General features: G+C 47.3%; 27 protein-coding genes and 1 tRNA gene. 20 read left to right on the top strand and 8 right to left on the bottom strand.

What is annotated here, in order from left to right; translation table 11 throughout:
• Window positions 1-17: 17 nt before the first annotated feature.
• Window positions 18-584 carry a M48 family metalloprotease gene (locus tag ACI49J_RS10775; protein WP_240253982.1) on the bottom strand — a complete coding sequence of 189 codons (567 nt, stop codon included), beginning with the start codon at window positions 582-584 and terminating at the stop codon, window positions 18-20.
• Between the two features lie 86 nt (window positions 585-670).
• Here ACI49J_RS10775 and ACI49J_RS10770 point away from each other — a divergent pair, with 86 nt between their 5' ends.
• Window positions 671-1,687: a zinc-dependent dehydrogenase gene (locus ACI49J_RS10770; protein WP_409366414.1), complete on the top strand. Its 1,017-nt coding sequence runs from the start codon at window positions 671-673 to the stop codon at window positions 1,685-1,687.
• Here the strand turns inward: ACI49J_RS10770 and ACI49J_RS10765 are convergent.
• Both ACI49J_RS10765 and ACI49J_RS10760 read right to left on the bottom strand, forming a co-directional pair.
• The gene (locus tag ACI49J_RS10765; RefSeq protein ID WP_011921342.1) at window positions 1,616-2,524 is read right to left on the bottom strand and encodes a cobalamin biosynthesis protein; all 909 of its coding nucleotides are present in this window, start codon (window positions 2,522-2,524) and stop codon (window positions 1,616-1,618) included. The genes ACI49J_RS10770 and ACI49J_RS10765 overlap by 72 nt on opposite strands.
• Window positions 2,491-3,231, bottom strand: coding sequence for an adenosylcobinamide-GDP ribazoletransferase (locus tag ACI49J_RS10760; protein WP_048059947.1), 741 nt, complete (start codon window positions 3,229-3,231; stop codon window positions 2,491-2,493). The genes ACI49J_RS10765 and ACI49J_RS10760 overlap by 34 nt, the downstream gene beginning before the upstream one ends.
• 17 nt (window positions 3,232-3,248) lie before the next feature.
• Here ACI49J_RS10760 and ACI49J_RS10755 point away from each other — a divergent pair, with 17 nt between their 5' ends.
• Both ACI49J_RS10755 and ACI49J_RS10750 read left to right on the top strand, forming a co-directional pair.
• Window positions 3,249-4,652, top strand: coding sequence for a cobyric acid synthase (locus tag ACI49J_RS10755; protein ID WP_240253985.1), 1,404 nt, complete (start codon window positions 3,249-3,251; stop codon window positions 4,650-4,652).
• Window positions 4,652-5,761, top strand: a complete 1,110-nt coding sequence (locus ACI49J_RS10750; protein WP_240253986.1) for an ATP-binding protein — start codon at window positions 4,652-4,654, stop codon at window positions 5,759-5,761. The genes ACI49J_RS10755 and ACI49J_RS10750 overlap by 1 nt, the downstream gene beginning before the upstream one ends.
• A gap of 6 nt (window positions 5,762-5,767) precedes the next feature.
• Here ACI49J_RS10750 and ACI49J_RS10745 read toward each other — a convergent pair whose 3' ends face one another.
• Both ACI49J_RS10745 and ACI49J_RS10740 read right to left on the bottom strand, forming a co-directional pair.
• Entirely contained in the window at window positions 5,768-7,393 is a 1,626-nt protein-coding gene (locus ACI49J_RS10745) for a thiamine pyrophosphate-binding protein (RefSeq protein ID WP_240253987.1), read from the bottom strand.
• Between the two features lie 45 nt (window positions 7,394-7,438).
• A tRNA-Cys gene (locus ACI49J_RS10740) sits at window positions 7,439-7,550 on the bottom strand.
• Window positions 7,551-7,609: 59 nt separating this feature from the next.
• On the opposite strand from ACI49J_RS10740, the gene ACI49J_RS10735 reads away from it, so the two are divergent.
• The gene (locus ACI49J_RS10735; protein ID WP_011921347.1) at window positions 7,610-8,173 is read left to right on the top strand and encodes a nucleotidyltransferase; all 564 of its coding nucleotides are present in this window, start codon (window positions 7,610-7,612) and stop codon (window positions 8,171-8,173) included.
• On the opposite strand, the gene ACI49J_RS10730 is transcribed toward ACI49J_RS10735, so the two are convergent.
• Window positions 8,160-8,330, bottom strand: coding sequence for a 50S ribosomal protein L40e (locus tag ACI49J_RS10730; RefSeq protein WP_011921348.1), 171 nt, complete (start codon window positions 8,328-8,330; stop codon window positions 8,160-8,162). The genes ACI49J_RS10735 and ACI49J_RS10730 overlap by 14 nt on opposite strands.
• A gap of 70 nt (window positions 8,331-8,400) precedes the next feature.
• On the opposite strand from ACI49J_RS10730, the gene ACI49J_RS10725 reads away from it, so the two are divergent.
• Entirely contained in the window at window positions 8,401-8,907 is a 507-nt protein-coding gene (locus ACI49J_RS10725; protein ID WP_011921349.1) for a transcription elongation factor NusA, read from the top strand.
• On the top strand, window positions 8,907-10,196 hold the full coding sequence (aspS, locus tag ACI49J_RS10720; protein ID WP_011921350.1) for an aspartate--tRNA(Asn) ligase: 1,290 nt from the start codon (window positions 8,907-8,909) through the stop codon (window positions 10,194-10,196). The genes ACI49J_RS10725 and aspS overlap by 1 nt, the downstream gene beginning before the upstream one ends.
• Here the strand turns inward: aspS and truD are convergent, their stop codons facing one another.
• Together truD and pth2 are read right to left on the bottom strand one after the other, a co-directional pair.
• A complete protein-coding gene (gene truD, locus ACI49J_RS10715; RefSeq protein ID WP_409366477.1) occupies window positions 10,197-11,288 on the bottom strand; it encodes a tRNA pseudouridine(13) synthase TruD in 1,092 nt (363 codons plus the stop codon).
• A 2-nt stretch (window positions 11,289-11,290) separates the two neighbouring features.
• A complete protein-coding gene (gene pth2 / locus ACI49J_RS10710) occupies window positions 11,291-11,644 on the bottom strand; it encodes a peptidyl-tRNA hydrolase Pth2 (protein WP_011921352.1) in 354 nt (117 codons plus the stop codon).
• Window positions 11,645-11,786: 142 nt separating this feature from the next.
• Between pth2 and ACI49J_RS10705 the strand changes: the two genes are divergently transcribed.
• The 14 genes from ACI49J_RS10705 to ACI49J_RS10640 all read left to right on the top strand — a co-directional run bounded on the left by ACI49J_RS10705 (window position 11,787) and on the right by ACI49J_RS10640 (window position 24,798).
• Entirely contained in the window at window positions 11,787-11,984 is a 198-nt protein-coding gene (locus tag ACI49J_RS10705; protein WP_011921353.1) for a zinc finger domain-containing protein, read from the top strand.
• Window positions 11,985-11,993: 9 nt separating this feature from the next.
• The gene (locus tag ACI49J_RS10700; RefSeq protein WP_011921354.1) at window positions 11,994-12,269 is read left to right on the top strand and encodes an elongation factor 1-beta; all 276 of its coding nucleotides are present in this window, start codon (window positions 11,994-11,996) and stop codon (window positions 12,267-12,269) included.
• Between the two features lie 56 nt (window positions 12,270-12,325).
• On the top strand, window positions 12,326-14,632 hold the full coding sequence (locus tag ACI49J_RS10695) for a CDC48 family AAA ATPase (protein WP_011921355.1): 2,307 nt from the start codon (window positions 12,326-12,328) through the stop codon (window positions 14,630-14,632).
• 6 nt (window positions 14,633-14,638) lie between these two features.
• Window positions 14,639-14,869, top strand: a complete 231-nt coding sequence (locus ACI49J_RS10690) for a hypothetical protein (protein ID WP_011921356.1) — start codon at window positions 14,639-14,641, stop codon at window positions 14,867-14,869.
• Window positions 14,866-15,915 carry a flap endonuclease-1 gene (gene fen / locus ACI49J_RS10685; protein WP_240254441.1) on the top strand — a complete coding sequence of 350 codons (1,050 nt, stop codon included), beginning with the start codon at window positions 14,866-14,868 and terminating at the stop codon, window positions 15,913-15,915. The genes ACI49J_RS10690 and fen overlap by 4 nt, the downstream gene beginning before the upstream one ends.
• A 96-nt stretch (window positions 15,916-16,011) precedes the next feature.
• Window positions 16,012-16,623: a bifunctional precorrin-2 dehydrogenase/sirohydrochlorin ferrochelatase gene (locus tag ACI49J_RS10680; RefSeq protein ID WP_240253993.1), complete on the top strand. Its 612-nt coding sequence runs from the start codon at window positions 16,012-16,014 to the stop codon at window positions 16,621-16,623.
• Window positions 16,607-17,881: a glutamyl-tRNA reductase gene (locus ACI49J_RS10675; protein ID WP_240253995.1), complete on the top strand. Its 1,275-nt coding sequence runs from the start codon at window positions 16,607-16,609 to the stop codon at window positions 17,879-17,881. Before ACI49J_RS10680 ends, ACI49J_RS10675 begins: the two co-directional genes overlap by 17 nt.
• On the top strand, window positions 17,793-18,803 hold the full coding sequence (gene hemB / locus ACI49J_RS10670) for a porphobilinogen synthase (RefSeq protein WP_409366413.1): 1,011 nt from the start codon (window positions 17,793-17,795) through the stop codon (window positions 18,801-18,803). Before ACI49J_RS10675 ends, hemB begins: the two co-directional genes overlap by 89 nt.
• Window positions 18,800-20,053 (top strand): glutamate-1-semialdehyde 2,1-aminomutase, encoded by a 1,254-nt coding sequence (gene hemL / locus ACI49J_RS10665; protein WP_409366412.1) that lies wholly within the window; start codon window positions 18,800-18,802, stop codon window positions 20,051-20,053. The genes hemB and hemL overlap by 4 nt, the downstream gene beginning before the upstream one ends.
• Complete coding sequence (gene hemC / locus ACI49J_RS10660) at window positions 20,050-20,922, top strand: hydroxymethylbilane synthase (protein ID WP_409366411.1); 873 nt, start codon at window positions 20,050-20,052, stop codon at window positions 20,920-20,922. Before hemL ends, hemC begins: the two co-directional genes overlap by 4 nt.
• Complete coding sequence (locus ACI49J_RS10655; RefSeq protein WP_409366410.1) at window positions 20,903-21,577, top strand: uroporphyrinogen-III synthase; 675 nt, start codon at window positions 20,903-20,905, stop codon at window positions 21,575-21,577. The genes hemC and ACI49J_RS10655 overlap by 20 nt, the downstream gene beginning before the upstream one ends.
• A complete protein-coding gene (locus ACI49J_RS10650) occupies window positions 21,570-21,833 on the top strand; it encodes a hypothetical protein (protein ID WP_011921364.1) in 264 nt (87 codons plus the stop codon). Before ACI49J_RS10655 ends, ACI49J_RS10650 begins: the two co-directional genes overlap by 8 nt.
• Window positions 21,834-23,435, top strand: coding sequence for an alkaline phosphatase family protein (locus ACI49J_RS10645; protein WP_409366409.1), 1,602 nt, complete (start codon window positions 21,834-21,836; stop codon window positions 23,433-23,435).
• On the top strand, window positions 23,419-24,798 hold the full coding sequence (locus tag ACI49J_RS10640) for a ferredoxin (protein ID WP_409366408.1): 1,380 nt from the start codon (window positions 23,419-23,421) through the stop codon (window positions 24,796-24,798). Before ACI49J_RS10645 ends, ACI49J_RS10640 begins: the two co-directional genes overlap by 17 nt.
• Window positions 24,799-24,801: the final 3 nt, after the last annotated feature.

Here is a 24,801-nt window from a genome sequence, read left to right as displayed (position 1 = left end):
ACTAGATAGAGGGTACTTTAAATCTTCTTAAGCCTATTTAACACTGTAGGATGCGTGGAAAGAGGAGACGATTTCTCCCTAGGGTTCATGTGAAGCGCAAGAAGACGCGTATACCGTTCCCTTCCCACCAATTCCGCGGCAAACCTATCCGCTGAGTACTCAAAGTGCCTAGAAACGTACCTCACAAGAACTATACCCATTAACATTAGGCCAAGCCCTAGAACCACATCCACGTCGAGAAGATAAATGGAGATGCTCGTTATCCCTAACAATAAGATGAAGGTCTTAAGGTGATGTCTCCCCTGGAGATGGCCTAGCTCATGGGCAATAGCTGATGTTAAGCTCTCCGTACCCTCCTTGACCAGTCCTGACGTAACCACTATCACGTTGTTTGGGAGCGATAAGGCATTAACGAGTGGGTCTTCCTTCACCCTTACCGAAAACTCAAGGCCTGTTCTCAGCTTAAGATCAGTTAGGGACTCTCCATTAATCTCCCTATACCTTTTAAGGGATATGGCCGGGACTGAGAAATACAGACCCGTTAATACTGAGAGACAGACTAAGATGAAAATAATCAATAACACGTGATATTATGGGCCGTAGTACTATTTAATCTTGAGTGGATCGTCAACACTTTCACTTTAAATTATTGGGGGATTTGAATTGTACCATGAAAGCCATTATCATGGAGGGAGGAAAGGCAGTACTCAAGGAAGTCCCAATTCCCAAACTGGATCCGGGCGACGTCCTTGTGGAGATGAAGGCATGTGGACTTTGTGGAACAGATATAGAGAAAATGTGCGGACAATACACGGCCTCTCAACCCATACTAGGACATGAGCCTGCTGGGATAGTAGCCGAATCCATGTCAGACTCAGTTAGGCCCGGGGATAGGGTGTTTGCACATCATCACGTCCCATGTTACGAATGTTATTACTGCAAGAAGGGAAGCCCTACCATGTGCCCGTATTATAGGAAAACGAACTTAGATCCTGGAGGTTTCGCCGAGTTCTTCAGGGTGCCAGCGTGGAACGTGGAGAGAGGAGGAATACTCGTATTGCCCAGTAACGTTTCATTCGAGGAGGGTTCCTTCGTGGAGCCCCTAGCTACAGTGGTTAGGGCCCAAAGGCGTGTAGGAATATCGAGGGACGACTCAGTTCTCATAGTCGGTGCAGGTCCCATGGGGCTATTACATCTTCTAAAGATTAAGGACATGGGAGTGTCAAACGTAATCATTTCTGACGTATCGGAGTACAGGTTGAACTTCGCTGAATCTCTAGGTGCTTCCCTCTTGCTCAATCCCAGCAAGCACCAAGTGGAACAGGAAGCGAAGAAGGCCACGGATGGTCGTGGCGTAGATGTGGCGATAATAGCCTCAGGGGCTCCTCAAGCTATCCTTTCAGGTCTGAACTCTGTGAGGAAGGGAGGTAGGGTGCTACTGTTTGGGGTTCCCTACAAAGGAACGATACTCAACTACGATATTAGCGAGCTCCTTAACAACGAAATCTCAGTAATTCCCAGTAATGCAGCTGTAGAGGAGGACACAAGGGAGGCCCTGAAACTCATCTCTGAGAGAAGGGTTGATGTAAGGAAGCTTGTGACACATAGATATGACCTAGAGCAGTTCCACGAGGCCGTAAGGGTAGCCAAACAAGGAAACGCCATAAAGGTAGTAATAACTAGTTAAAATGAAAAGGAGATAGAGAAGCAAGGTAAGCCTAAACAAGGCTAAGGCTCTCTCCACGTCCCTAGAGTCTGGAAGGTTCCCTGAACCTGCAGAGTAGGCATTTATCTTTTCGAGTCTGACCTCGAGGAGGCCAGCTGCTATAGCTATAGGGTACCTAGCGTTGGGACTCTCCATCTTAGTGTTGCGTAGGGTGACAATTGCGTTTCTCACGTTCAGTCCCAGGAGAAGACCGGCAAGTAGCATCATTAGTCCGGTCAATCTCGCAGGAACGTAGTTTAGAGCAGTGTCCATCCTTGCTGAGAAGTACCCCTCATTAATCAGGTCTGGGGTCTTATACCCAACCATGCTATCCATGGTATTGGCAAACCTTTGAAGTAAGGCTCCAGGAAGCCCAAGCAAGAGAAACCAGAACAGGGGGGAAGTTATCCCGTCAACAAGGCTCTCAAAGAGAGACTCTATGGACGCCGATGCTACGTGACCCAAGGAGACCTCTCTCAAATCCCTTCTGACTATGTTCTGCACAATCCTTCTAGATTCCTCCCTCAAGGGAATAGACGATCTCACAATCATGTATAACATCCTGATCGAGAAGGTGGTTTTCAGAACGAGAACAAGCAGAATTGCCTCTATTAACCTGGGTAAATACAGGGGCGTCAGGCACAGTAGAAGGACTGGGATTACCGAGGCTAGCCACAGAATTACTCCGTAGACTTTTCCCTTGAATGGCCTTATCAGCTTCTCCGATATCCTCCCAACATACACCACAGGGTGTATGAAGGTAGGTGGCTCACCCATCACTAGGTCTAAAGCAAGTGAGGCAATGAGAATGGGTAGCATTTTACTTCACTGATCAGCATGATGGGGAAGCTTAATGTTATCGCCATACCGGTTAGGTCCCCCGAAGAACCTCCCAGCACCCTCTTCCCCGCGTATACAAATAGAATCGTAAGAATAGCAGTAACTATCAGGGAACAGAGGGATAGGAATGGGACGCTCTCAACAAGTAGGACTGGCCACTTTCCCTTAAGTCTTTCGTGGAAAGCCTTACCCAGCGAGCTCCCCTCCATGGGCTTAGAGATCGAAAGGGAGAGCAGACCTACAACCCTGGAAAGGACCTCCGCCGAGATTAGTTGATACAAGGTAGTAAATCCTGTCCCACCCATTACCTGTGTTGCAACGTAAAATATCGTGAGGTACACAACCAGCAGACCCACACCGCCGGCCCCTACTGCCACGTCCCTTAGAGCCCTCCTCCTCTCCTCCTGTGTCCCCCTTATCATGAGGGCATCACCGAAATCGAGCAGTCCGTCCAGGTGATTGAACCCCCTCACCCCCTCGACCACAGGAATCAGGAGAACCCAGGCTAAATGACCTAGGATAAGGTAAAGCGGGAGGATAGCTAGGTAGTCTATAACTCCAGTTACTATCCCAACCACCAGGGGTGAGAGGAAAGCGTATTCCATTACCAGTTCGAAGTCTACCTTTCCCGCTGGAATTACAGTAAAGAAGCTTAGCTGTCCCAAAATTCCCTTTAATACTCGCACACTCTCATACTGGTGACATGGCGATTATAATATCTTCCAGCATGAGCGATTCCGGCAAATCGCTAGTCACATCCGCTCTGGTAAGGCATTTCAGGGGGATTCCCTTTAAGGCGCAGAACATGTCGCTGAACAGTTACCCCACACATGACGGTGGGGAGATAGCCTTCATTCAGGCGTTTCAAGCCATGGGAAGTGGTCTACAACCTGAGAGGTTCATGAACCCTATTCTCCTTAAACCCTCAGGAAAAGGGATCGAGGTAATCTTCTGGGGGGAGTCACAAGGCAACTTTTCGCCCAATGAGTATTACTCGAGGTTAACTACGTATTGGGAAAAGATTAGGCCAAGTGTTAGGGAGGACATGGTTGTGGAGAGCGCTGGCGGGCTCGGAGAGCCAAACTTCATGGAAAGGGATATCACAGGTTTCAAGCTCATGCAGGAAGGTATCCAGGCCATTCTCGTGTTGGATATAGATAGGGGAGGAGCCTTCGCCTCAGCCTTTGGGATTTACCAGATGTTGCCGTCATCGGTTAGGGACAAGTTAAGGGGATTTATCATCAACAAGTTCCGAGGAGACGAGAAGTTACTGGAACCAGCCATATCCTGGCTTGAGTCCAAGACCTCCATGAAATATCTAGGAATTATCCCGTATGACGATAGGCTTAGAATAATGGCCGAGGACTCCATGAACGTGTCTGATCTAGGGGATGGCGAGCTGGAAGTTGACGTGGTCGCCTACCCATACATGAGTAACTTCAATGAATTTCACGTCTTCGAGAAGTCCAATGCTAGGCTCAGGTTCGTTACCAGGCCGTCCCATTTAAGCAAGGCCGACCTTATCATTTTGCCCGGAACCAGGAACACTAAACTGTCACTTTCGTGGCTAGTGGAGAGAGGTTTCACGGAGGTCTTGAGGAGGAAGCCTGTCCTTGGGGTATGCGGTGGGTTTCAGATAATGGGTAAAACTCTCCACGATCCCTACGGACTAGAGGCTGGAGAGCCCTCGTCTTATGAGGGTCTAAATCTTCTTCCAATCAACGTGAGATTCAGGAGGAACAAGGTGGTCTCCCTATCCCTTGGGGAATCAGAGTATGGATTGATACGCGGATATGAGATTAGGAGGGGGGAGATAGAGTACATCGAAGGCAAACCCCTCCTTCTCATCACGAAGAGAAATCATGAGCATGTTGAGATTTACGACGGATCGAGGAACGGTCGGCACGTGGGATTGAGCGTTCACGGTTCCCTCTTCTCCGAGGGGGGTAAGAGAATTCTTGAGGATTTCGGGATAAAACTCAGAGCTGGATCCATAGAGGAAGAGATAAGCACCTCGGTGGACAAGGTGTACCAGCTTCTAAGGGATACGCTAGATCTTGACATAATAGAACAGATTTATATGGATAGTATGGTTAAACACGCTTAATGTTCTCTCCAGAGAAGTTTATTGAGGAGATAGAGCCTCAGATCAGGTCAGTCGTCGGGGACAATAGGGTTGTGGCTGCAGTAAGTGGCGGAGTTGACAGTACAACCGCCGCAGCCTTGATGTATAGGATTTTAGGGGACAAGGTCACTCCGGTCATGATAGACACGGGGTTTCTCAGGGAGAATGAGGCCAATAGGGTCAAGGATCTCTTGAAGAGCGTTATGCCCCTCAAGATAGTGGACAGGAGCGAGAGGTTCATAAGCTCAATAGAGGGTCTAGAGGACGCTGAGGAAAAGAGGAAGAAATTCAGAGATCTCTTCTACTCAACTATTTCTGAGATCGTGGCACAGGAAAATTCTAGGTTCCTGGTTCAGGGCACCATTGCACCTGATTGGATAGAAACCCAGGGTGGAATCAAGACGCAACATAATGTGCTAGTCCAGTTGGGCATAAATACTGAAAAAACCTGGGGCTTCTCCTTAGTGGAACCGTTGGCTGACCTATACAAGAATGAGGTAAGGGAACTGGCTAGATACTTGGGACTTCCCAGAGAAATATCAGAGAGGCAGCCCTTCCCTGGGCCAGGGCTTCTGGTGAGATGTGTTGGAAGGCTGTCCAAGGAGAAACTGGAGATAACTAGGAAGAGCAATGCAATTGTGGAAGACCTACTTGAGCCCCTGAGACCTTCCCAATACTTTGCTGCAGTATTTGAGAGCAATTCGTCACCTGATACGAAACTATCTGAACTACTTCACGACCAAATCATGGTTTATTCCGTAAAGTCAACAGGGGTTAAGGGCGACGTTAGAACTTACGGAAAGATGGCGTCGTTCAGCCTCAGGGATAATTACACCCAGATAAGGGAGATATCTCAGAAAATAACTAGCGGTGAATACACTAGAGCCCTTATGAGGGTGAGAACTACTAAAGGAAAGTATACTGTGGCCATCAGGGCAGTTAGCACCGAGGACTTCATGACTGCCGATATCGTTGAAATAGATCCCTCACTACTTTCAAGGATAGCGGATGAATTACTCAGAATTCCTGGAGTAGGAGAAGTCGTCTACGACGTAACGACTAAGCCTCCGGCCACGATAGAATTTGAGTAAAAAGGCTTATGGTTTTAGAAGAACGATTGACTCGTAATCCGGATCTATCTTCACGTTTATTACCTTAAGCTTAGGGTCTCTCCGCTCCAGGATATCCTTCAACCCTCCGTAGGTATCCACTGTGATTGCTCCAGTGGATCTCTCTAGGAACTCATCCACGTCCACAAACGTTCCCGATTTTCCTATAGATGGTATGTCCGATTTGAACGTGTCAAGGTAAGTTGCTCCCCCGTCATTGAGCACAAGGATTACTCCCTTCGCCTTTTCAGCCCTTTGCTGAATGAGGCCAACATTTCTTAGTACACCAGCTAGGTCAGTAATTCCGAGGGCACCTGGATCGTTGGACTGTAGCACACCTGCGACACCTATTCCCTTCTCGAGAATTGATTCGCTCGTGTTCCATACGGGGCTCTCGATGGGTAGTCTAACCAGGTCAAGAGTTGGGGCACTTAAATCCACGAAGTATCTCGAAAACCTGAACTGTTGTAGAAGTCTAGTAACGTCATATGGCCATAGTCCCGAGTGGGGTTTCATGGTGAACACTCTCCTGCTTGACGCTATTTCGCTTCTTACTTCCCTCTTGATGTTTTCCTTTAGTTTCTGTTTGAGTATTGTTATCAGTTCCTTAAGGAAGAGGCCTGTGTCTGCAACAATGGGAAGTTGTGGCATTACTACCTTGCCTATGTCCTCTCCATCCACATTGTTGTGCATGAGGAAACCCTTATACCTCATGGACCAGCCGGCAGTACTAAGTTGAGGCAATCTAGACCCAAGTACTAGAATCGAGTCTGCTTCCATCATGAGCTTGGAAGCAACTTCCGTGGAAAATGCTCCCAATCCCTCGCCTGCGTAGAGCGGATGTGAGGCCGGGAAAACTCCCTTGGCTCTAAAGGTTGTGATCACCGGCGCGTCAAGTAACTCCGCGAGTTCCAATAATTGAGGTGACGCATTGCTTGCCCTAACTCCATACCCTGCAACCACTACAGGCAACTTGGAGTTTCCCATTACCTCAGCCACCTTGGCCACTGTGTTTTTGTCTGGCGTCTTCCTCTCAGGCTTCTGCTCTGCGGTAGAGAGTGGATATGCCTTTAACCGGAAAAGCTCCTCTGCTATCTCCACAAGAGCGGGCCTCATTCTATTGCTCAGAGCTTCCTTGTACCCCTTCTCCACAGTGACTGTAATCTCCTCTATGCTGATTACCCTCTCCTTGAACTTGATGAAGGGTGAGAGGGAACTTGATACGTCGTCAGGTGACTTCAGTTCGCCAACTCTAGCCTTTCCCACATCCCTATAGGACCTCAATGTACCGATCATGAGTAGCGGAACGGAATCGGAGAATGCCTGAGCCACTACACTGCTACCCTCGAGTAATGAGCTTCCTGGAGTGCTGATTACAACTCCAGCATCTCCTGAATCCCTGGCGAAAGCGTCTGCCAGTTCCAGAGCCTCCCTTACACTCAAGGAAATATCTATTTCAAGGCCATACTGGGCTAATCTCTCCCTAAGGAAATCTGGGACTGCGTTCGAGGTGAACACTCGCTTAACTCCTATTTCCTTAAGGACGTAAGCTAATGCCTCATCTCCCGTCATCTCCCTACCTACGGTCTCCTCTTTCCTCTTAGGCTGGCTCAAAGTTGGATCGCTATAATACCAGAAACTGGTCAATATAAACTTGAGAGCCGGGGGCGGGATTTGAACCCGCGAAATAACGGGTTTCCAACCTGAAACCCACTGCAGCCCCTAGCGCTACCTATGGTAGTGCCGCCTTAGACCGCTCGGCCACCCCGGCGGTATTAGAGTTGGAGTAAAAAATTATAAAGTAATTGTGGTTGATCATGTGTGGTTTAGTTGATCGCATTTGAGAAAATTGGAGAAATCTTGAGCCAAATAAAGGAAAAAATGGACTTCGTAATAATAGGCGACACTGTGGTGGACTTGTCTTTAGGAAGGAAGGGAACCGAGAGCGACGTGGATCTATTTCCCACTAACTTCAGCGTCCTAGTTGAGTATGACGTTCTTCGCGATCTTGCGGATGAGAGGGGTTGGGATATGGGCTCTACCCCCATTGATACGCCTAGAATAGTGGTTCCCCTAGGCGACGAGCAGTTGCAAGTGGATTTCTATGAGAATATACAGGACTTCTTTGTCCCGCCCGTTGTAATAGAGAGCGCAGAGGAGAGGGAAATAGGAAAGGACACGTTCAAGGTCATAAAACTAGAAGACTATATTCTTCTCAAGGCTAATGCGTTCAGGGAGGAAGACGAGGAGGAGCTGAAGAGAATTGTTCAGTTGATAGGAGAGAAGAAACTAAAAATAGACTTGAAACTTTTGAAGCAACACAGCGAAGCCTTCGAAGAAAATAGCGAGAGTGTGAGAGAGAGATTGTCTTCCCTTGGGTTCAAGCTCTCTTAGTTGGCAACTCCTTCTTCTTTGGTCTGAGATTTGTACTATGACATCTTCTGCATTTTGTAGCCCTGATCGAGTTAAGGGCACCGCAGTTTCTGCACACCTTCTTTATAAACACTCTCTCTTGGACTATCTGAATTTTTGCCTGATCTGTTAAAGGCATCCGTTCCTACCCAGTACTTATATAATAGCTAGATTCAAAAGTATTGCGGTAAAGGGAGTGTGGACTTAGAATGAAAATTCCTCTTGATTATCTTTGTGTGAGGAGCGGCCTTCTTTGCAATCGTTGCCAAAGCCTAGTGGATAGTGGCCAAGTTGATCAGTTTGAGGTCAAGGTAATGGAAGCTTTGTTGGATTTAGAGGAGACTCAGTTCAGGGAGTTAAAGGATGCAACCTACTATAAGGCAATTAGGTCTGGAAACTTGTTGATCCTTTTGGTTGAAAGTCCGCCCTCCATAGATTCCTCTAAGTGGATTAAGATAGCTCGCGCGCTTCAGGATAAGCTAAAGCTTAAGGTTAGAATCCTGGAGAAGACCACGAGCATAAAGAATAGTGCTGTTCAGCTTCTCTCCCCGGCAAGGGTCCTGGGTGTGAATACGGTTTGGCTTCCCGACGGTTCAGTTCAGTATGTGATAAGGGTAGCAAAGAATGAGAAGAGGCTCTTGCCAGCCAACGCTGTAGATCTAGAAAACGCTTTATCTAAGATACATGACACTAAGGTCAAAATAAGGGTTGAGTAATGCTCCGGACACACTTTATCCAGGATGTAACACCTGATCTGGATGGAAAGGAAGTTGTTTTAGCGGGTTGGGTTCATAACGTTAGGGACTTAGGTGGAAAGAAGTTCATTCTTCTCAGGGATAAGAGCGGAATAGGACAGGTAGTAGTGGATAAGACATCTCCTTCGTTTGAGGTCGCAAAGGAGCTAAGTCAGGAATCAGCTATTCAGATTAAGGGGACAGTTAAGGCTGATAAGAGAGCACCAAATGGAGTTGAGGTGTCCTGTAGCGAGCTGAGGATCCTCAGTAAGGCTAAGGCTCCTCTTCCGCTTGACGTCTCTGATAAGGTCAAAGCAGATATAGAGGTTAGGCTTAAGGAAAGGCTACTGGACCTGAGAAGGCAGGAAATGCAGGCTATGATAAGGATTCAATCCACAGCTGTGAGGACGTTCAGGGAGACCCTCTACAAACACGGGTTCTACGAGATATTTACACCAAAGATTATAGCTACGGGAACTGAGGGAGGTGCTCAACTCTTTCCTGTTATATACTTCGGGAAGGAGGCGTTCCTAGCCCAGAGCCCGCAGTTGTATAAGGAGCTGTTGGCTGGTGCCGTGGAAAGAGTTTTTGAGGTTGCTCCAGCTTGGAGAGCCGAGGAGTCTGATACTCCCTATCACCTAGCGGAGTTCATTAGTATGGACGTTGAGATGGCCTTCGCTGATTACAATGATGTAATGAAGATAGTTGAGGATGTGATAGCCAACGTACTTGAGAACGTGGCGAGAAACCATCAAAACGATCTGGCCATACTTAATCATAGACTCCCATCCATCACCAGGCCCATTAAGAGAGTTACCTACGAGGAGGCAATAGAGATACTCCAGTCCCAGGGTCTACCCACGAAGTTTGGGGATGATATAGGTACTCCAGAGTCGAGGGTACTTAACAAGGTGCTGGAGCAGGATCTCTACTTTATCACTGACTGGCCAGCTGAAGCCCGTCCCTTCTACACTAAGAGGAGAGAGGATAATCCTAAGATTAGTGAGAGCTTCGACCTAGTTTATAGATGGCTTGAACTAGTGTCAGGGAGTAGCAGGAACCATACTAGGGAGGTTTTGGAGAGGGAGCTAAGGGCAAGGGGTCTCAATCCAATTAACTTTGAGTTCTTCCTGAAGTGGTTCGACTATGGTATTCCGCCTCACGCCGGGTTTGGAATGGGACTCCAGAGATTCATGTTAATGCTTACCGGTCTTCAGAGCGTCAAGGAGGTATCCTTGTTCCCGAGGGACAAGAAGAGATTGGTCCCATGATCAAGTGAACTCTTTTGGATCGGCGTTTAGGATCTCAGATAGAACCACAGTTGCATACATCCCTCTTTCCAAGGAAAACGTTACGAACTCGCCGTCAAAATGCAGGCCTCTGACATTCATGAAAGCGTTTCTTTTCACAGGTCTAAGGGATATTCCCAGTTCCTCAATGTGGAAACTGCCCCTCTGTATCCCTTCAACCTCGAAGACTTCCAGGCACTCTGCGTCGCATTGTTTGGGATCCGTGGGAATGGTTATCTCATCCCTCTCGTGCACTGTGGAATATCTTAGTTTCCTGGATAGCACCCTGTTGAAAAGGTAACTTTGATAAGCCTCCACATAAAAGCTAAGTTTAACCCGCGATTTCCTGAGAGCAGAGAGGCAATCTTCGGTCTTCCTCAACTCAAGGTAAATGTTTCTCTCCTGGCTCGGTATCTTCCTGAGAAGTTCCTCTTTTACCTCCCCTTTCATGTATTCCTCTCTAAATAGCCTGATGTTCTCGTTCTCCCACACGAAGGGATAACCTAGAATGAAGTCCACCGCCTTGCACCAGTCCCTTTGAGTTAAGGCCTTACCTACCAGATGCGTTATGGGTCTTCTGGTTCCAAACCTTTGATACCCTATGAAGGCTGGTAAAACGCCTTCACCCTTTATGGTGTTGACCCTTCTTTTGAGCTCCTCCTTTTCCTCAGCCTCAAGCTTTATGGAGAAAATGTTACCGGTGTGGTTCAGTTTTGTCGAAGTGAATCCCATGAACTCTATGGAAAAGGACTCCTCCCTGTGGAAATCCTTTGACTTCCTCGTTACGTATATTAGTTGCTCCGTAACTGCATTAGTATCCTTTATTCCTAGGTACCTTGGTTTTTCACCGAGAATAGAGGCCAGCCTGGACATAACCGCATTATGTTCCATTCCTCTTTTTCTCAGGAGATAAACGGCATATTTGCCACTCTCTGATCCTCTCCAGGCTGTACACGGTTTTCCGTCAATCTCCTCCGTTACCCGAAAGCCGTCAGGCCTTGGAATTTCTGCATGAATTGAAGGCCATCTATGCACCTTAAACTCTATTCCTATTGCTAAGTCCAGTAAACTCATTCTCACAGTAGTTTCAGGTCACCGGTTATTTTATCAATTAGATCGTCTGGTCCTGGTCCTATCCCCGCACATGTCACGGTTCCCGGTTCCACTTGGGTCCTCCCCGCGTCAGATATGACTGTCGTGGGCAGTCCCTGCGATCTGGCCTTATCCACCCTAGAAAGAAGATCCTCCAGGGAGCTCACCTTGACCACCACCTTTGGCTGTCCCTCGTGAAGCCAGCTATCTAGCCAGTCCCTCCAGCTTGATCTGCTCATACAATCCAGGACTAGGCTGACCGCAGCGTGAGCGACTTGTGCAGCTATCTTACCTTTACCCATGTTGATATCTGTTCTCACCATGACTACCATTTTCATGTGGTTCCTCTCTAGACACCATAGGATTAACACAACAACTAGTTAAGCCTGACATCCCTGACTCCCCTCTTTTGTGTCAGGATCTGAAGAGGCTATATTAGATTTAATAAACCCTAAGTGTTGGTATTAGAGAGGATTCATTATGACAATGAGGCTAAGCTTAAGGGAAGAAGTGGAACCGCCTGTGTGCTCCAGTTGCGGGAAGATCATGCATCCCAAGGAGAAGGGTGCAATTTTCAACTGCCCCAACTGCGGCGAAGTGACCATATACAGGGACATGTACTGTAGACTGCAGGGCGTATCCTACACTTGTCCCAAGTGTGGATTCGTTGGTCCTTAGGGTGATTTTATGACAGATGTTATGGTTGTATTGAAGGTTTTCCCGGAAGGAGATGAAACAGATCTGGAAAAGGTTGCCAACGAACTTGTCTCGAAACTTCCTGAGGGTTATAAGCTAGTTAGAAAGGAGACAGAGCCCATAGCCTTTGGGTTGAAGGCTCTCGTGGTATACGTTTCAATGCCTGAGAAAACAGAGGGCGGCACTGATACCCTGGAGGAATTGGCATCTAGTATAGAAGGAGTAAGCCACGCAGAGGTAGTGGGGATAACAAGGCTCGGGTTTTAAAACAGAGTATAAGTTAATCTCTTTTATCCTGTAGTGCATATTTAACTTGATTAGATTTGAGTGCTGGTTCTAGCCCAGAGCAAAGGTCGCCAAGACGAGAGTTGTCTCTGAAGGTGATGGAAGCAAGGCAAAAGGATGTGGGTAGAGGAAAGGTAAGAATAGACGTTGAGATGCTTGCACAAATCGATGTTAGTCCAGGTGATGTAGTGGAGATTGAGGGTACTAGAAAGACGGCAGCAATAGCGTGGCCACTGTCCCCAGATGACGCCACTAGCGAGAGAGATATAATCAGAATGGATGGCATAACTAGGAAGAACGCAGGTGTCTCCATTGGAGACAAGGTGATAGTAAGGAAGGCCTCTGTGAAGCAAGCTGCATCCATCAAACTTGCCCCTTCCAACTTTTCGATTACCGTAGATCCAGGTTTCGTGGCATACGTCAAGAAGAAGCTTAAGGAGTTCCCACTGGTTGAAGGTGACACTGTTCTTATCCCAGTGCTGGGTCAGGCTATTCCCTTCACGGTAATACAGGTCAGACCAGCGTCGATTGTCATGGTTGTCGACGAGACCAGTATTTCCATCTCTGACAAGCCCATAGAGCAGACCAGGTATCCCAGGGTCACGTACGAGGATATAGGAGGAATGAAAAACGTTATACAGAAGATCAGGGAACTTGTGGAGTTACCGTTGAGACATCCAGAGCTCTTCAAGAGGTTGGGAATCGAGCCACCAAAGGGGATCATGTTATACGGTCCTCCAGGTGTGGGTAAGACCCTGCTGGCCAAGGCTGTTGCCAACGAGACTGAATCCTATTTCACCTCAATAAACGGGCCAGAGATAATGAGCAAGTTCTACGGCGAGAGCGAGCAGAGGCTCAGGGAGATCTTCGAAGATGCTAAAAAACACGCTCCAGCCATAATATTCATTGATGAAGTAGACGCCATAGCTCCCAAGAGGGATGAGGTTATAGGAGAGGTAGAGAGACGTGTTGTCGCGCAGTTGCTGACACTCATGGATGGTCTAGAGAGTAGGGGAAATGTAATAGTCATTGCAGCTACCAACAGGCCAAATGCAGTAGATCCTGCACTGAGAAGGCCTGGGAGATTTGACCGTGAAATAGAGATACCCCTACCAGATAAGCAGGGCAGACTGGAAATACTTCAGATCCACACTAGGAACATGCCACTTTCAAAGGACGTAGAACTGGAGAAATTGGCTGATATAAGTCATGGCTATACTGGGGCCGACCTTTCTGCCCTAGTCAGGGAGGCTGCAATGAACGCCCTGAGAAGATATTTGCCCATGATAGATATCAGTCAGGACAAGATCCCGCCAGAGATCCTAGAGAGAATGGAAGTCAAGATGGAGGACTTCATGAACGCATTCAAGGAAATTGTGCCCAGCGGTATGAGAGAGATCTACATTGAGGTTCCAGAGGTAAAGTGGGATGACATAGGCGGTCTCAACGAGATTAAGGAAGAGCTTAGAGAGGTAGCAGAGTATCCGCTGAAGTTCCCAGACTACTATGAAACCGCAGGAGTGGAACCACCCAAGGGAATACTCCTGTTTGGACCTCCAGGCACAGGTAAGACCATGCTGGCAAAGGCTGTAGCAACCGAGAGCGGAGCGAACTTTATTGCTGTGAGAGGTCCTGAAGTCCTCTCTAAGTGGGTAGGGGAGAGCGAGAGGGCAATCAGGGAGATATTTAGAAAGGCGAGAATGTATGCACCATCGGTGATATTCTTCGACGAAATAGATGCCATAGCTCCCATGAGGGGAATCTCCTCTGACTCTGGTGTAACTGAGAGACTAGTTAACCAACTTCTAGCTGAGATGGATGGCATAGAGAACCTAGATAACGTTGTTATTGTGGCAGCTACCAATAGGCCAGATATACTAGATCCAGCCCTACTGAGGCCTGGAAGGTTCGAGAAACTTATGTACGTACCCCCACCTGACAAGAACGCTAGATATGACATACTAAAGGTTCACACCAAGAAGGTTGCTCTCTCGGACGAAGTTAACCTAGAGGAACTAGCTGAGAGGACAGAGGGATATACAGGCGCCGATCTGGCAGCCTTGGTTAGGGAGGCTGCAATGAGGGCCATCAGAGAAGGGATGAGGGAATGCGTAAATAGGGTCAGTGCAGCTTGTCCACCTAATGATAAGGATTGTCGCGACGCGAAAATGAGAGATTGCATGAAGGGCGCAACAATTAAGGTGGAGAACAGGCATTTCAACGAAGCCTTAACTAAGGTTAAGCCATCGCTCAGCCAGGAGATGATACAATTCTATCAGACATGGATTGATAAGGCAAGACAGCAACTACCAAGACAGACTGTGAAGCCCAGTACGTTTACGTGACAATTCATGTGGAGAGACACACCTCTGATCTATATTGTCCTTGAGAAGTTGCGCAAGATTAACGGCACCATAAGGGACGAGGACCTCTACAAGGAAGTCAAGAAGGACGTAAATTACGAATTTTCATTTAGTGATTTTCTTAAGGCGCTAATGGCCCTTGAAATAAGGGGAGTCATTAGCGTATCGTTAATTAGGGAGAACACAAGAATGGTTACCTATCTAGGTGAAAAGGAATAGGCGTAGATCTTTCCGATCTGGTCTCGGAGATAAAGAGGGATCTTAACTTAGCTGAGGTCAGGGGAAAGAAGGTCGGAATAGATGCCTATAACGCAATTTACCAGTTTCTCGCAGCGATCAGGCAGTATGATGGAACTCCTCTTATGAATAGACAAGGCAAGGTAACTAGTCATCTAAATGGAGTCTTTTATAGAACCGTGAACCTTCTTGAGGAAGGGATCATTCCAATTTACGTTTTCGATGGGAAGCCTCCTGAGTTGAAGGCCCAGGAACTGGAGAACAGGAGAAAAATGAAGGAGGAGGCAGAGAAGAAGCTAGAGAAGGCCAAGGAATCGGGAAAGGTGGAGGAAATGAGGAAGTACTCGCAGATGACTTCCAGACTGACCACCGATATGGCGAAGGAAAGCAAGGAACTCCTGGAATACATGGGAGTCCCCACAGTTCAGGCCCCATCTGAGGGTGAAGCTGAGGCTGCCTACCTTAATGCGAAGGGAATTACGTATGCCTCCGCCAGTCAAGACTATGATTCTCTGCTCTTCGGCGCAGAGAAGTTGATCAGAAACCTCACCATAAGCGGGAAGAGGAAACTGCCCAACAAGGACGTGTACGTGGAGGTAAAACCTGAACTCATCGAGACAGCTTCCCTCCTCAAGAAGCTAGAGATAACAAGGGAGCAACTGATTGACATTGCGATTCTGGTGGGAACGGATTACAACCCCGATGGAATAAGGGGGATAGGCCCCAAGAAGGCCTACAAGCTGATCAAGACCTACAAAAAAATTGAAAATATAGATAAAAGGGAGTTACCCGAGCCTATTTACTTTGACTACGAAAAGATAAGGGTGTTGTTCCTTAAACCCCAAGTGACCCTTCCGTCCACACCACTTGAGCTGAGTGATCCCGACCCCAGCAAGATAATTCAGTTTCTGGTGAACGAGAACGATTTTAACGAGGAAAGGGTTAGGGGAACGATAGAGAGGCTTCAGAAGGCTATGAAGGAGATTAAGGATATAAAAAGACAAACAGGGTTGGATCAGTGGTTTTAACAAGTTCATAATGTGAATTTAAATTTTAAGATACGTATTTGATTTGTGTCATTTACGAGTACTCGCTACTTTCCTGTATTTCTTAACCTGAAAGGGATGCGAATCCTAGTGGTTGGAGGAGGCAAGGTTGGGACTAAGCGAGCCCTTAAGTTCACTGAGTATGGAGCTGACGTTACAGTCCTTTCCTTGGCCTTTTCAGAGGAGTTGTCTAAAAGGGATGATATTAAGAAGATTTCCCTTGATGCCAGGGAGGTTAACCGGGAGTTTATACGGAACTATGATATCGTAATAACTGCGACCAATAACCCTGAGGTAAACTCTAGGATATGCGATCTCTGCAGGGAGGAGAGAAAGCTTTGTAACAACCCAACCAATCCCTCCGAGTCCTCGTTCATTGTTCCCATCTTTTACGAAGATGAGGAGATAGGGATAGCCGTGACTACTATGGGAAAATCCAGTATTATGTCTAAGGTAATACTGGACAGGGCCTTGGAGGCCTTGAGGGAAGACCCCAAGATACTACTGGAGCTGAAGGTTATGGCTGACGTCAAGGCAATGCTTAAGAGGAAGGTCGCTGATCCAAGCATTAGGTATGTCCTATATCAAAAAATATTTGTTGATAGAGAATTCGAAAGTTTCATTAATAATGGAAACGTGAACAGTGCAATGAAAAGGGCGGAGGAGATCATCAATGAATCCAGTCAATGACATCATAGATTCCTATTCTGCAATAGTTTACACCCATAAAACCGTAGGAGTGGATAAACTAGCTTCCCATTATCTAGGATGGAACGAAATAAAGGAACTCTCAAAGTACTATGACGGCGAAATGGCAGTCCTGCAGACGTGCAACAGGATAGAGATTTACCTTTTCTCGAGGAACAAGTCAAGCGTAAATGAGATACTTCACTACCTCAACGAGGTTCACAACAAGGTAATATCCACTGATGCCACAATCCTTCGAGGAGAGGAGGCAATTAAACATCTGTTTGAGGTCGCCTCGGGTATTGACTCGCTCTCGGTGGGCGAATACGAGATATTGAAGCAGATAAAGGACACCATGATGGATTCCATAAAGCTAGGTATTGGTTCCCGTTACATAAGGGCACTACTCGAGAGGTCCCTAAAGGTAGGGAGAAGGGTTAGACTGGAGACGGGAATTTCCCGTGGGAAGGTTGGAGTTTACTCGTTAGCTGTAGAGTTCGCCAAAAGTCGTTTCGGTGATATCCTAGGCAAGAAAATAGCCATACTGGGTGCAGGGGAGATTGGGGGAAAGCTAGCACTCATTCTTCACAATGAGGGAGCAACAGACGTGACCATCTTTAATAGAACCTTTGAGCGCGGGAGGAACCTCGCAATCAAATATGGGTATAGTTACTTCCCCCTGGACTTTAGCAGGTTGCATAACTATGATATAATTTTCTCGGCCATATTCTACCCTGAGAAGGTTAAGGCTCCCGAGGGAACGGTGGTTATAGATCTGGGATCTCCGCCAGTATTTGAGGGTTCAAACGTCTATACCCTCAAGGACCTGGAGGAGTTGTCTAAGGCCACGCTTGAGGAGAGGCAGAGGGAGATAGAGAGGGCCGAGTCCATAATCAGGGAGGGATTAGAGGAGTTCAGGAAGGACTGTCTGAACTTAGTTTATGACAACTTTGTTTCCTCTTTCATGTCACGGGTAGAGGAGACAAGGAAGGAAGAGGTGGAGAGGGCGCTCAAAGTCCTTGGTGACGATAGCGAGGAAACCAGGGAGGTACTGGAGGCAATGACCAGGTCCATGATCAAGAAAATCTTCTCTCCTATGTTCCAGAACCTGAGACGAGCAGTGGAAAACAATGAGATAAATTACATTAACTTAGCCACATCACTATTAACCCATGGTGGGATATCCCAAGATAAGACCAAGGAGATTAAGACAGAACAAGAATATAAGGGACGCAGTAGCGGAGACGAAACTGACTCATGATAACCTAATCTTACCCATCTTTGTTAAGGAGGGTATATCTAAGCCCGAGGAAATTTCCTCAATGCCTGACGTTTATAGGTACCCTGTGGGTGATCCCCTAATTAAGTTCGTAGAGGGGAATTATTCCAAGGGAATAAGGAAGGTTATCCTGTTCGGGATTCCATCCTTCAAGGATAACATAGCGAGCTCCGCATATCAGAAGGATGGGGTAATTCAGAGGTCGTTAAAGCTATTGAAGGAAACATTTGGAGACAAATTGCTTCTCTTCGCAGACGAATGCACTGACGAGTACACTAGTCATGGACACTGTGGGATAGTGAATTACAGGGGGAAACAATATTACATTGACAACGATGAGAGCTTGAAGGTCCACGCGAAGATAGCCCTGTCTCAAGCTGAGGCAGGTGCCGACGTGATTGCACCCTCTAGCATGATGGATGGAGTTGTTGGAGCCATTAGGGAAGAGCTTGACAGAAATGGCTTTACTGATACCCTTATCATGTCTTATAGCGTGAAGTACGCCTCAGTCTTCTATTCCCCGTTTAGAGAGGCAGCCAGCTCAGCCCCTGCGTTTGGGGACAGGAAAAGCTACCAAATGGACCCACGAAACGCCAACGAGGCGATAAAGGAGGCTAGATTGGACGTAGAGGAGGGGGCCGATATACTCATGGTGAAACCGGCCCACACTTACCTAGACGTGATAAGGCTGGTGAAGGAGACCTATCCCGAATATCCCCTAGCAGCATATCATGTTAGCGGAGAGTATTCCATGATCAAGGCCGCGGCCATAAATGGTTGGTTGAACGAGAAGGTGGCCGTCCTCGAGATCACTCACGCCATTAGGCGTGCGGGGGCTGATATGATCCTAACCTATTACGCCCCCAAGCTGGCGGAGTGGATTTTGGAGGCGAGTCCGTTTTGAGCAGTGATTTGTGGAATAAGGCTCAAGCTCTCTTTGCGGGTGGTGTAAATAGCCCAGTAAGGGCTGCGGTAAAGCCATTTCCCTTCTATACTAGATCTGCTAAGGGTGCGTACCTAGTTACAGAGGATTCAAGGAGACTCATTGATTTCGTTTTGGGATATGGTCCCCTGATTCTTGGTCATGCCCACCCCAAGGTAATCGAGGCGGTGAAGGACCAGTTAGAGAGGGGATGGTTATACGGAACCCCCAGCAGGGCGGAGGTTGAGCTTGCCTCCATGATTACCAAGCATGTACCATCTGCCCAGAAGGTCAGATTCGTGAATAGTGGCACAGAGGCGACCATGACCGCACTCAGGTTAAGCAGGGGATTCACTGGCAGAAGTAAGATACTTAAGTTCGATGGTAATTATCACGGGGCCCACGATTACGTTCTCATCGACGCGGGAAGCGCAGCTTCAGAGTTCGGTGTTCCCTTCTCTCAGGGAATACCCACGGAGGTCTCATCCACCGTGTTGGTTTGCCCCTACAATGACTTAGCCTGTGTGGAGACGGTATTGAAGAGGGAGGAGATAGCTGGGGTAATAGTGGAGCCTGTGATGGGAAACATGGGAGTTATTCCTCCTGAGAAGGATTTCTTACCAGGTTTGAGGAAGCTCACCAGCGAATACGGGTCAGTGTTAATTTTCGACGAAGTGATTACGGGCTTCAGGCTAGGATTAGGTGGCGCGCAATCCTATTTTGGGGTAACGCCCGACCTGACAACCTTGGGTAAGATAATAGGCGGAGGTTTCCCCATAGGTGCGGTTTGCGGTAAGAAAGAGATAATGGACCAGCTCACTCCCTCTGGAAGAGTGTTCAATGCTGGAACCTTTAACGCGAACCCAATTTCCATGACAGCCGGAATAGCCACAATACAAGAACTTGAGAAAAAAGAGGTTTACATGGTAAGCGAGAGGGCTGCAAGGGTCTTAGCGGAGGAGATAGATCGGGCCATAAAGATGGACCACATCGTGAACAGGGTCTACAACTTTTTCCAGTTCTTCCTTGGGATGAAAGAGGTCAGAAACGCTAATGACGCTCGTAAGGCAAAGAGGGATCTTTACGTTAAAGTTCACGAGAGCCTACTTAGGGAGGGGGTATTCATCCCTCCAAGTCAGTTTGAGGCCCTCTTTACCTCAGGAGCTCATGATGACGACGTGGTGAATGAAAGTGCTAGGGTCTTCAAGAAGGTACTGGAGGATCTAACGTGAAGATAAGGATCGCCGCGAGGGGAAGTAAGCTAAGCCTCAAGCAAGTAGAGATAGTGACCACTTATCTACAGGCCAAGGGATATGAAACGGAGTTCATCGAAATCAAGACCAGGGCAGACCTATTTGGAAATAAACCCCTCCATGAGATAGGCAAGGGCGTTTTTGAGAAGGAAGTCAATGAGGCGGTTCTTCAGGGAAGGGCGGATATAGCTGTACATAGCATGAAGGATATGTCATCCGAGTTACCCCCTGGTCTAGAATTGTTGGCAACTCCTAAGAGGGAGAACCCAGTAGATGTTCTAGTCTCTGAGTTAAACCTTGAGGAATTGCCAGAGAAATCACGAATAGGCACAGGAAGTCTAAGGAGGGCTAATTTCCTTAAGGTCGTGAGACCTGACCTGGTAGTCGAGAACCTCAGAGGTAATGTGGACACCAGGCTTAGAAAGTATAGGGACCATGAATATGATGGAATAATTTTGGCTGAGGCTGGGTTAAGGAGGCTTGGAGTCGACGTTAAGAGATTCCCACTCGATGTAGAAGGCTTCACTCCCGAACCCAACCAGGGTATAATAGCTGTTGTGGGAAGTCCCAAGTTCCTGGATCTATTTCAAGATCTTAACGATGTGGGGACCATGAAGGAGGCTCTGGCAGAGAAGGAGACGGTAAAAGTAGTTGGGGGTGGGTGTCACTCACCTTTGGGAGTTCTGTTTAGGCTGGAGGATGATGTGTTACAGGGTATAGCGAGTTACAGCAATGGAGTAAAGAGAGTCACCGTTAAGCTCTCGACGCGTGAGTCACCTCAGATTGCCGGTAATCAACTAGGTAAAGCCCTGGTAAAGGCGATGAAAGGTGAGGGTCTTATACCTTAGACCTGAGGGGAGTTCGTTACCAGAGCTTCCAGGGTTTAGTATCCTTAACGTCTCTATTTTCTCCGTAAAATGCCTCGAGTATGACGAGTCTTATCTGAGGAGCGACGGAGTTGCGTTTACCAGCGTAAACGCTGTGAGATGCTTCAAGGACTTTGATAGTATACGAGGAAAAAGTATATTTTCCATAGGTCCGGGGACGGCCGAGGAGTTAAGGAAACATGGCTTTGAATCGGTCTATCCAGAGAGGTATACTAGCAAGGATCTAGCTCTCCTGATCCTTAGGAGCGGTGTTCGCGAGGTTTCTGCCTTCAGGAGCCTCAAGGCATCAGATGATATGAGGAGGATACTAGTCTCTATCCCATATCATGAAGTATACGACTACGATCTAATCCTGGACCAAGAGAAGCTAAACCAGGTTAAGGAACTTCTCGCCACGTGTTCCGTGGATGTTGTGGTGCTGACGAGCTCATTAATAGCTAAAAGCGTAGCTAATTTCATAAGGGATTGTCATAAAGTAGTTACCATAGGACCAATGACATCTGCTTCACTGAAAACACTTAGACCGGACCTGAGTTTCACCGAAAGCGACGAGTCCACGATAGACGGGACCGTTAAGGTTTTGAAGAGTTTGAAAGGAGGTGAAAGAGATGGATGACGTTAGAGACCTATTACTTAAGGTGCTGAGGAAAATAGATCCCACCATCATCGAGGACACTGTGGATATCAAGTTTATACAGAACTTCAAGGACCGATATGACGTGTTCGGCCAGTTCAAGAATGCCAAGGGAATTTACGAATTCGCGGTGAGCTTTGACAACAAGGGAAACATCAAGAGAGAGCATGTTAACATGATAGTCCCCCACAAGGTTAGAGACGATATTGAACGTAAAGTTTACGATAAAGGTGATTGATTGAAAGTTTTATTGATTGTTGTGGACGGGCTGGCCTATCATTTAATGGAGAGATTCATAGATCAACTTCCCACTATTCAGGAGATGGCGGAGGAAGGGGTATATGGCCCCCTTGAGAGCACTTTCCCGTCCATAACCCCTGTGGCTTTAGCCTCTCTTTTCACTGGAGTATCTCCCAAGGTTCACGGCGTTGTAGCCCCCAGAATATTCGTGAAGGGGAGAAAGATTCAGTCTAGCATATCTGCCTTTTCAAGTAGCTCACTCATGGTAGACCCTATCTGGGCTACTTTGGGAAGGAAAGGTTACAAGGTTGTGATAACCTCCGCTCCTCAGGCCTTACCAGATAAGTGGAAACTGGACAACGTGATTCTGTTTGATCCATACAAGGCCAAGGTTAAGAGATGTTCCGAGGGAACCCTCCTCAAGGAGGGCGAAAACGAGTTTATTGGAAGGAAGTGGAGCGTAAAGGTAGAGGACCAGATTTACCTTGTGGGAGTGGAAGGACAAGAATTCAAGGTGGAGATGGGGTCATGGGTTGGGCCTCTGGAAGTGAACGGGAAGTGCGGAGAGGAAGAGTCGAAGGCTTCTATCTTCCTTCACGCAACTCCCCGTGGAGTATATGTAACTCCGCCAGCCTTTCTGAACTTTAAGTGGGGAAACAACAGGGACCTTCTCCTTGAGGTTTGGGAGAATGTAGTCAAGAAAGTTGGAATGTTGCTGGACGGTGATTATAAGGGATTAAACAAGGGCCTAATCACGTTCGATGAGTATTTAAAGACAGCTGAACTCTCCTTTAACTTTTTCGTGGAATACTCGCTCTACCTCCTTAGGAGAAGCGATTGGGATTTTGGAGTCACCTATCTCCCAATCGTGGATAATCTTCAGCACCTTTTGTATGGCGTGGATGATGGGAAGGCACTAGAGCACATTTTTCAGGCTTACAAAATGGCTGATAAGTTTCTAATGTTGCATAGGAGTTTAGCAGAAAATATATTCCTTTGTTCCGACCACGGAATAACAAAAATAAAGAAGAGAGTCTATGTCAATAAAATATTGGAGAGGTTAAACGTGTTGAAAATGGACGACGGTAAAATAAACTGGGGGAAAACTAAGGCCTACTATGGCGGGGGAGGCTTAATCAGGATAAACCTTAAAGATAGGGAGGAAGCCGGCGTGGTCTATCCGAAGGAGTATCAGAAGCTGGTAAGGTATATCGTGAAAAACCTAGAGGATCTTAAGGACGATGATGGTGAATCCATTTTCACGGGTATTTACATGAGGGACACTCCTGCCTCAGACAGACAGGGTGACATTGAGCTTAGCATTAGGGACTATTATTCGCTCAGTTCCAACGTTGATCATGAGAACGAGATAGATACCGTGAAACCCTATTCTACTTCCACGGGAGATCACGGGTTTTACAGGAAGGAGGACCTTTATGGAGTGATCCTAGGAATAGGACCCAAAATAGCCAGGGGTAAGAAGATAAAGGCCAAGATCGTCGACATAGCTCCCACAATCCTGAAGATTATGGACGTTCAAGGTTCTAAGATGGAGGGAAGGGTCCTAGTGGAGGCCCTGAGTAATGGAGGTCAGGAGTAAGAGACATAACAGGGTCAGGGCACCGTTTGATTGCGAGAGAGGGTTGCCTTATACAGAGATAAACATAGACGGGAAAATGGTGGAGAACTGTGAACCTCCCACAAAATTTCAGGGGCTTAGCTTTCCCTTAAGCGGGATGTATTTACATCGAGTCAAACTTCTGAGAACCTTTCCCTGGCTCCTGGAAAAGGTAGCGGAACGGATGAATGTTCCAGAAGGATACTCCACCGCGGAGGATTACAACGTTGAGAGGGTTAGCGTGGATACGCTGATAGTAGGATCAGGACTTTCAGGTTTAACAGCTCTATCCAAGAGTAAGGCCATGCTTGTCACGAATGATCTTTACACAGACCTCTTTGATGATCCCTTGAATCAGGGGGAGCTCTTGGGTAAGGTTAAGGACATTATTAAGCAGAACGAGAGTAGGGTAATCCAGGGTGACTTCCTAGGAAAGTTTACGGAGGGCTTTGCGGTCAGAACGGGTAAGAAACTCGTTCTAGTTTCCCCCTCCAGGGTGATCTTCGCCGTTGGTGGAAGATACTTGCCTCCTATCTTCGAGGGTAATGACTATCCCAACGTGATTTCCAGGAGACTTTATCTCAAGAGGAGATCTGCCTATAGAAGGATAGTGGTTCTTGGATCTTCTGACGACGCAATTAAAACTAGTCTGGTTTCAGGAGGTAAAATTCTGACTCCGCGTGGGGTAAGGCTCTTCTCAAGAAGGTACTTGGAGTTGGCCGAAACTAGGGGAGTGGAGATAGAGGAGGTCGACTCTCTTAAGGTGAAACCAAGGGATGGCAAACTTTTCGTGGAGTGGAATAGTGGTAATCTTCTGGTTGACGCTGTGGTTTTCGCTCCAGTTAAACAACCCAGACTGGAACCCATAGCGAATGCAGGGTGCGAATATAGGCTCTACCCAAACATGGGACTATATGTTCCAGAACATGAGATGGACGGTTACATGAGGAGTTGTGGGCACTTTGTAGTTGGAGGGGCCAGAGGCATCTTGGACGAAGAAACGTCAATGTTAAGCGGTGAGGCTCCTTTTAGCGCTGAGGCCCTCTCTACCCTAGCCAGTCATCTGAAAGAAACTCCCCTTCACGAATACTACACAAGGAATTTCGTATCTGTGAAGAGCCCATATTACTATTCTCCAGGAGGTTACGCTTGTTTCTGCGAAGATGTGCTCTGGAGTGATGTGGAACAGGTCATGAAAATGGGTTACGACAATGTGGAGTTAACCAAAAGGGTTGGTGGGATTGGTCTTGGCGAGTGTCAGGGCAAGGTTTGCACATACGTTACTGGTAGTATCATGTCAAGTCAGAGGCTGATAACCTTCAGATCACCGCTCTACCCGATGTGATAG

Source organism: Metallosphaera sp. D4-4 (assembly GCF_046245145.1).
Classification (GTDB): domain Archaea; phylum Thermoproteota; class Thermoprotei_A; order Sulfolobales; family Sulfolobaceae; genus Metallosphaera; species Metallosphaera sedula.
Note: the sequence above shows the minus strand (reverse complement) of the source record. Positions and strands in the feature narration are given on the sequence as shown.

Excerpts from the sequence above, each read along its gene's own strand:
- ACI49J_RS10770 (WP_409366414.1), top strand. The coding sequence starts at position 671 with ATGAAAGCCATTATCATGGAGGGAGGAAAGGCAGTACTCAAGGAAGTC.
- ACI49J_RS10765 (WP_011921342.1), bottom strand. The coding sequence starts at position 2,524 with ATGCTACCCATTCTCATTGCCTCACTTGCTTTAGACCTAGTGATGGGT.
- ACI49J_RS10755 (WP_240253985.1), top strand. The coding sequence starts at position 3,249 with ATGGCGATTATAATATCTTCCAGCATGAGCGATTCCGGCAAATCGCTA.
- ACI49J_RS10750 (WP_240253986.1), top strand. The coding sequence starts at position 4,652 with ATGTTCTCTCCAGAGAAGTTTATTGAGGAGATAGAGCCTCAGATCAGG.
- ACI49J_RS10730 (WP_011921348.1), bottom strand. The coding sequence starts at position 8,330 with ATGCCTTTAACAGATCAGGCAAAAATTCAGATAGTCCAAGAGAGAGTG.
- ACI49J_RS10725 (WP_011921349.1), top strand. The coding sequence starts at position 8,401 with ATGAAAATTCCTCTTGATTATCTTTGTGTGAGGAGCGGCCTTCTTTGC.
- aspS (WP_011921350.1), top strand. The coding sequence starts at position 8,907 with ATGCTCCGGACACACTTTATCCAGGATGTAACACCTGATCTGGATGGA.
- truD (WP_409366477.1), bottom strand. The coding sequence starts at position 11,288 with ATGAGTTTACTGGACTTAGCAATAGGAATAGAGTTTAAGGTGCATAGA.
- pth2 (WP_011921352.1), bottom strand. The coding sequence starts at position 11,644 with ATGAAAATGGTAGTCATGGTGAGAACAGATATCAACATGGGTAAAGGT.
- ACI49J_RS10705 (WP_011921353.1), top strand. The coding sequence starts at position 11,787 with ATGACAATGAGGCTAAGCTTAAGGGAAGAAGTGGAACCGCCTGTGTGC.
- ACI49J_RS10700 (WP_011921354.1), top strand. The coding sequence starts at position 11,994 with ATGACAGATGTTATGGTTGTATTGAAGGTTTTCCCGGAAGGAGATGAA.
- ACI49J_RS10690 (WP_011921356.1), top strand. The coding sequence starts at position 14,639 with ATGTGGAGAGACACACCTCTGATCTATATTGTCCTTGAGAAGTTGCGC.
- ACI49J_RS10680 (WP_240253993.1), top strand. The coding sequence starts at position 16,012 with ATGCGAATCCTAGTGGTTGGAGGAGGCAAGGTTGGGACTAAGCGAGCC.
- ACI49J_RS10675 (WP_240253995.1), top strand. The coding sequence starts at position 16,607 with ATGAATCCAGTCAATGACATCATAGATTCCTATTCTGCAATAGTTTAC.
- hemB (WP_409366413.1), top strand. The coding sequence starts at position 17,793 with ATGGTGGGATATCCCAAGATAAGACCAAGGAGATTAAGACAGAACAAG.
- ACI49J_RS10650 (WP_011921364.1), top strand. The coding sequence starts at position 21,570 with ATGGATGACGTTAGAGACCTATTACTTAAGGTGCTGAGGAAAATAGAT.
- ACI49J_RS10640 (WP_409366408.1), top strand. The coding sequence starts at position 23,419 with ATGGAGGTCAGGAGTAAGAGACATAACAGGGTCAGGGCACCGTTTGAT.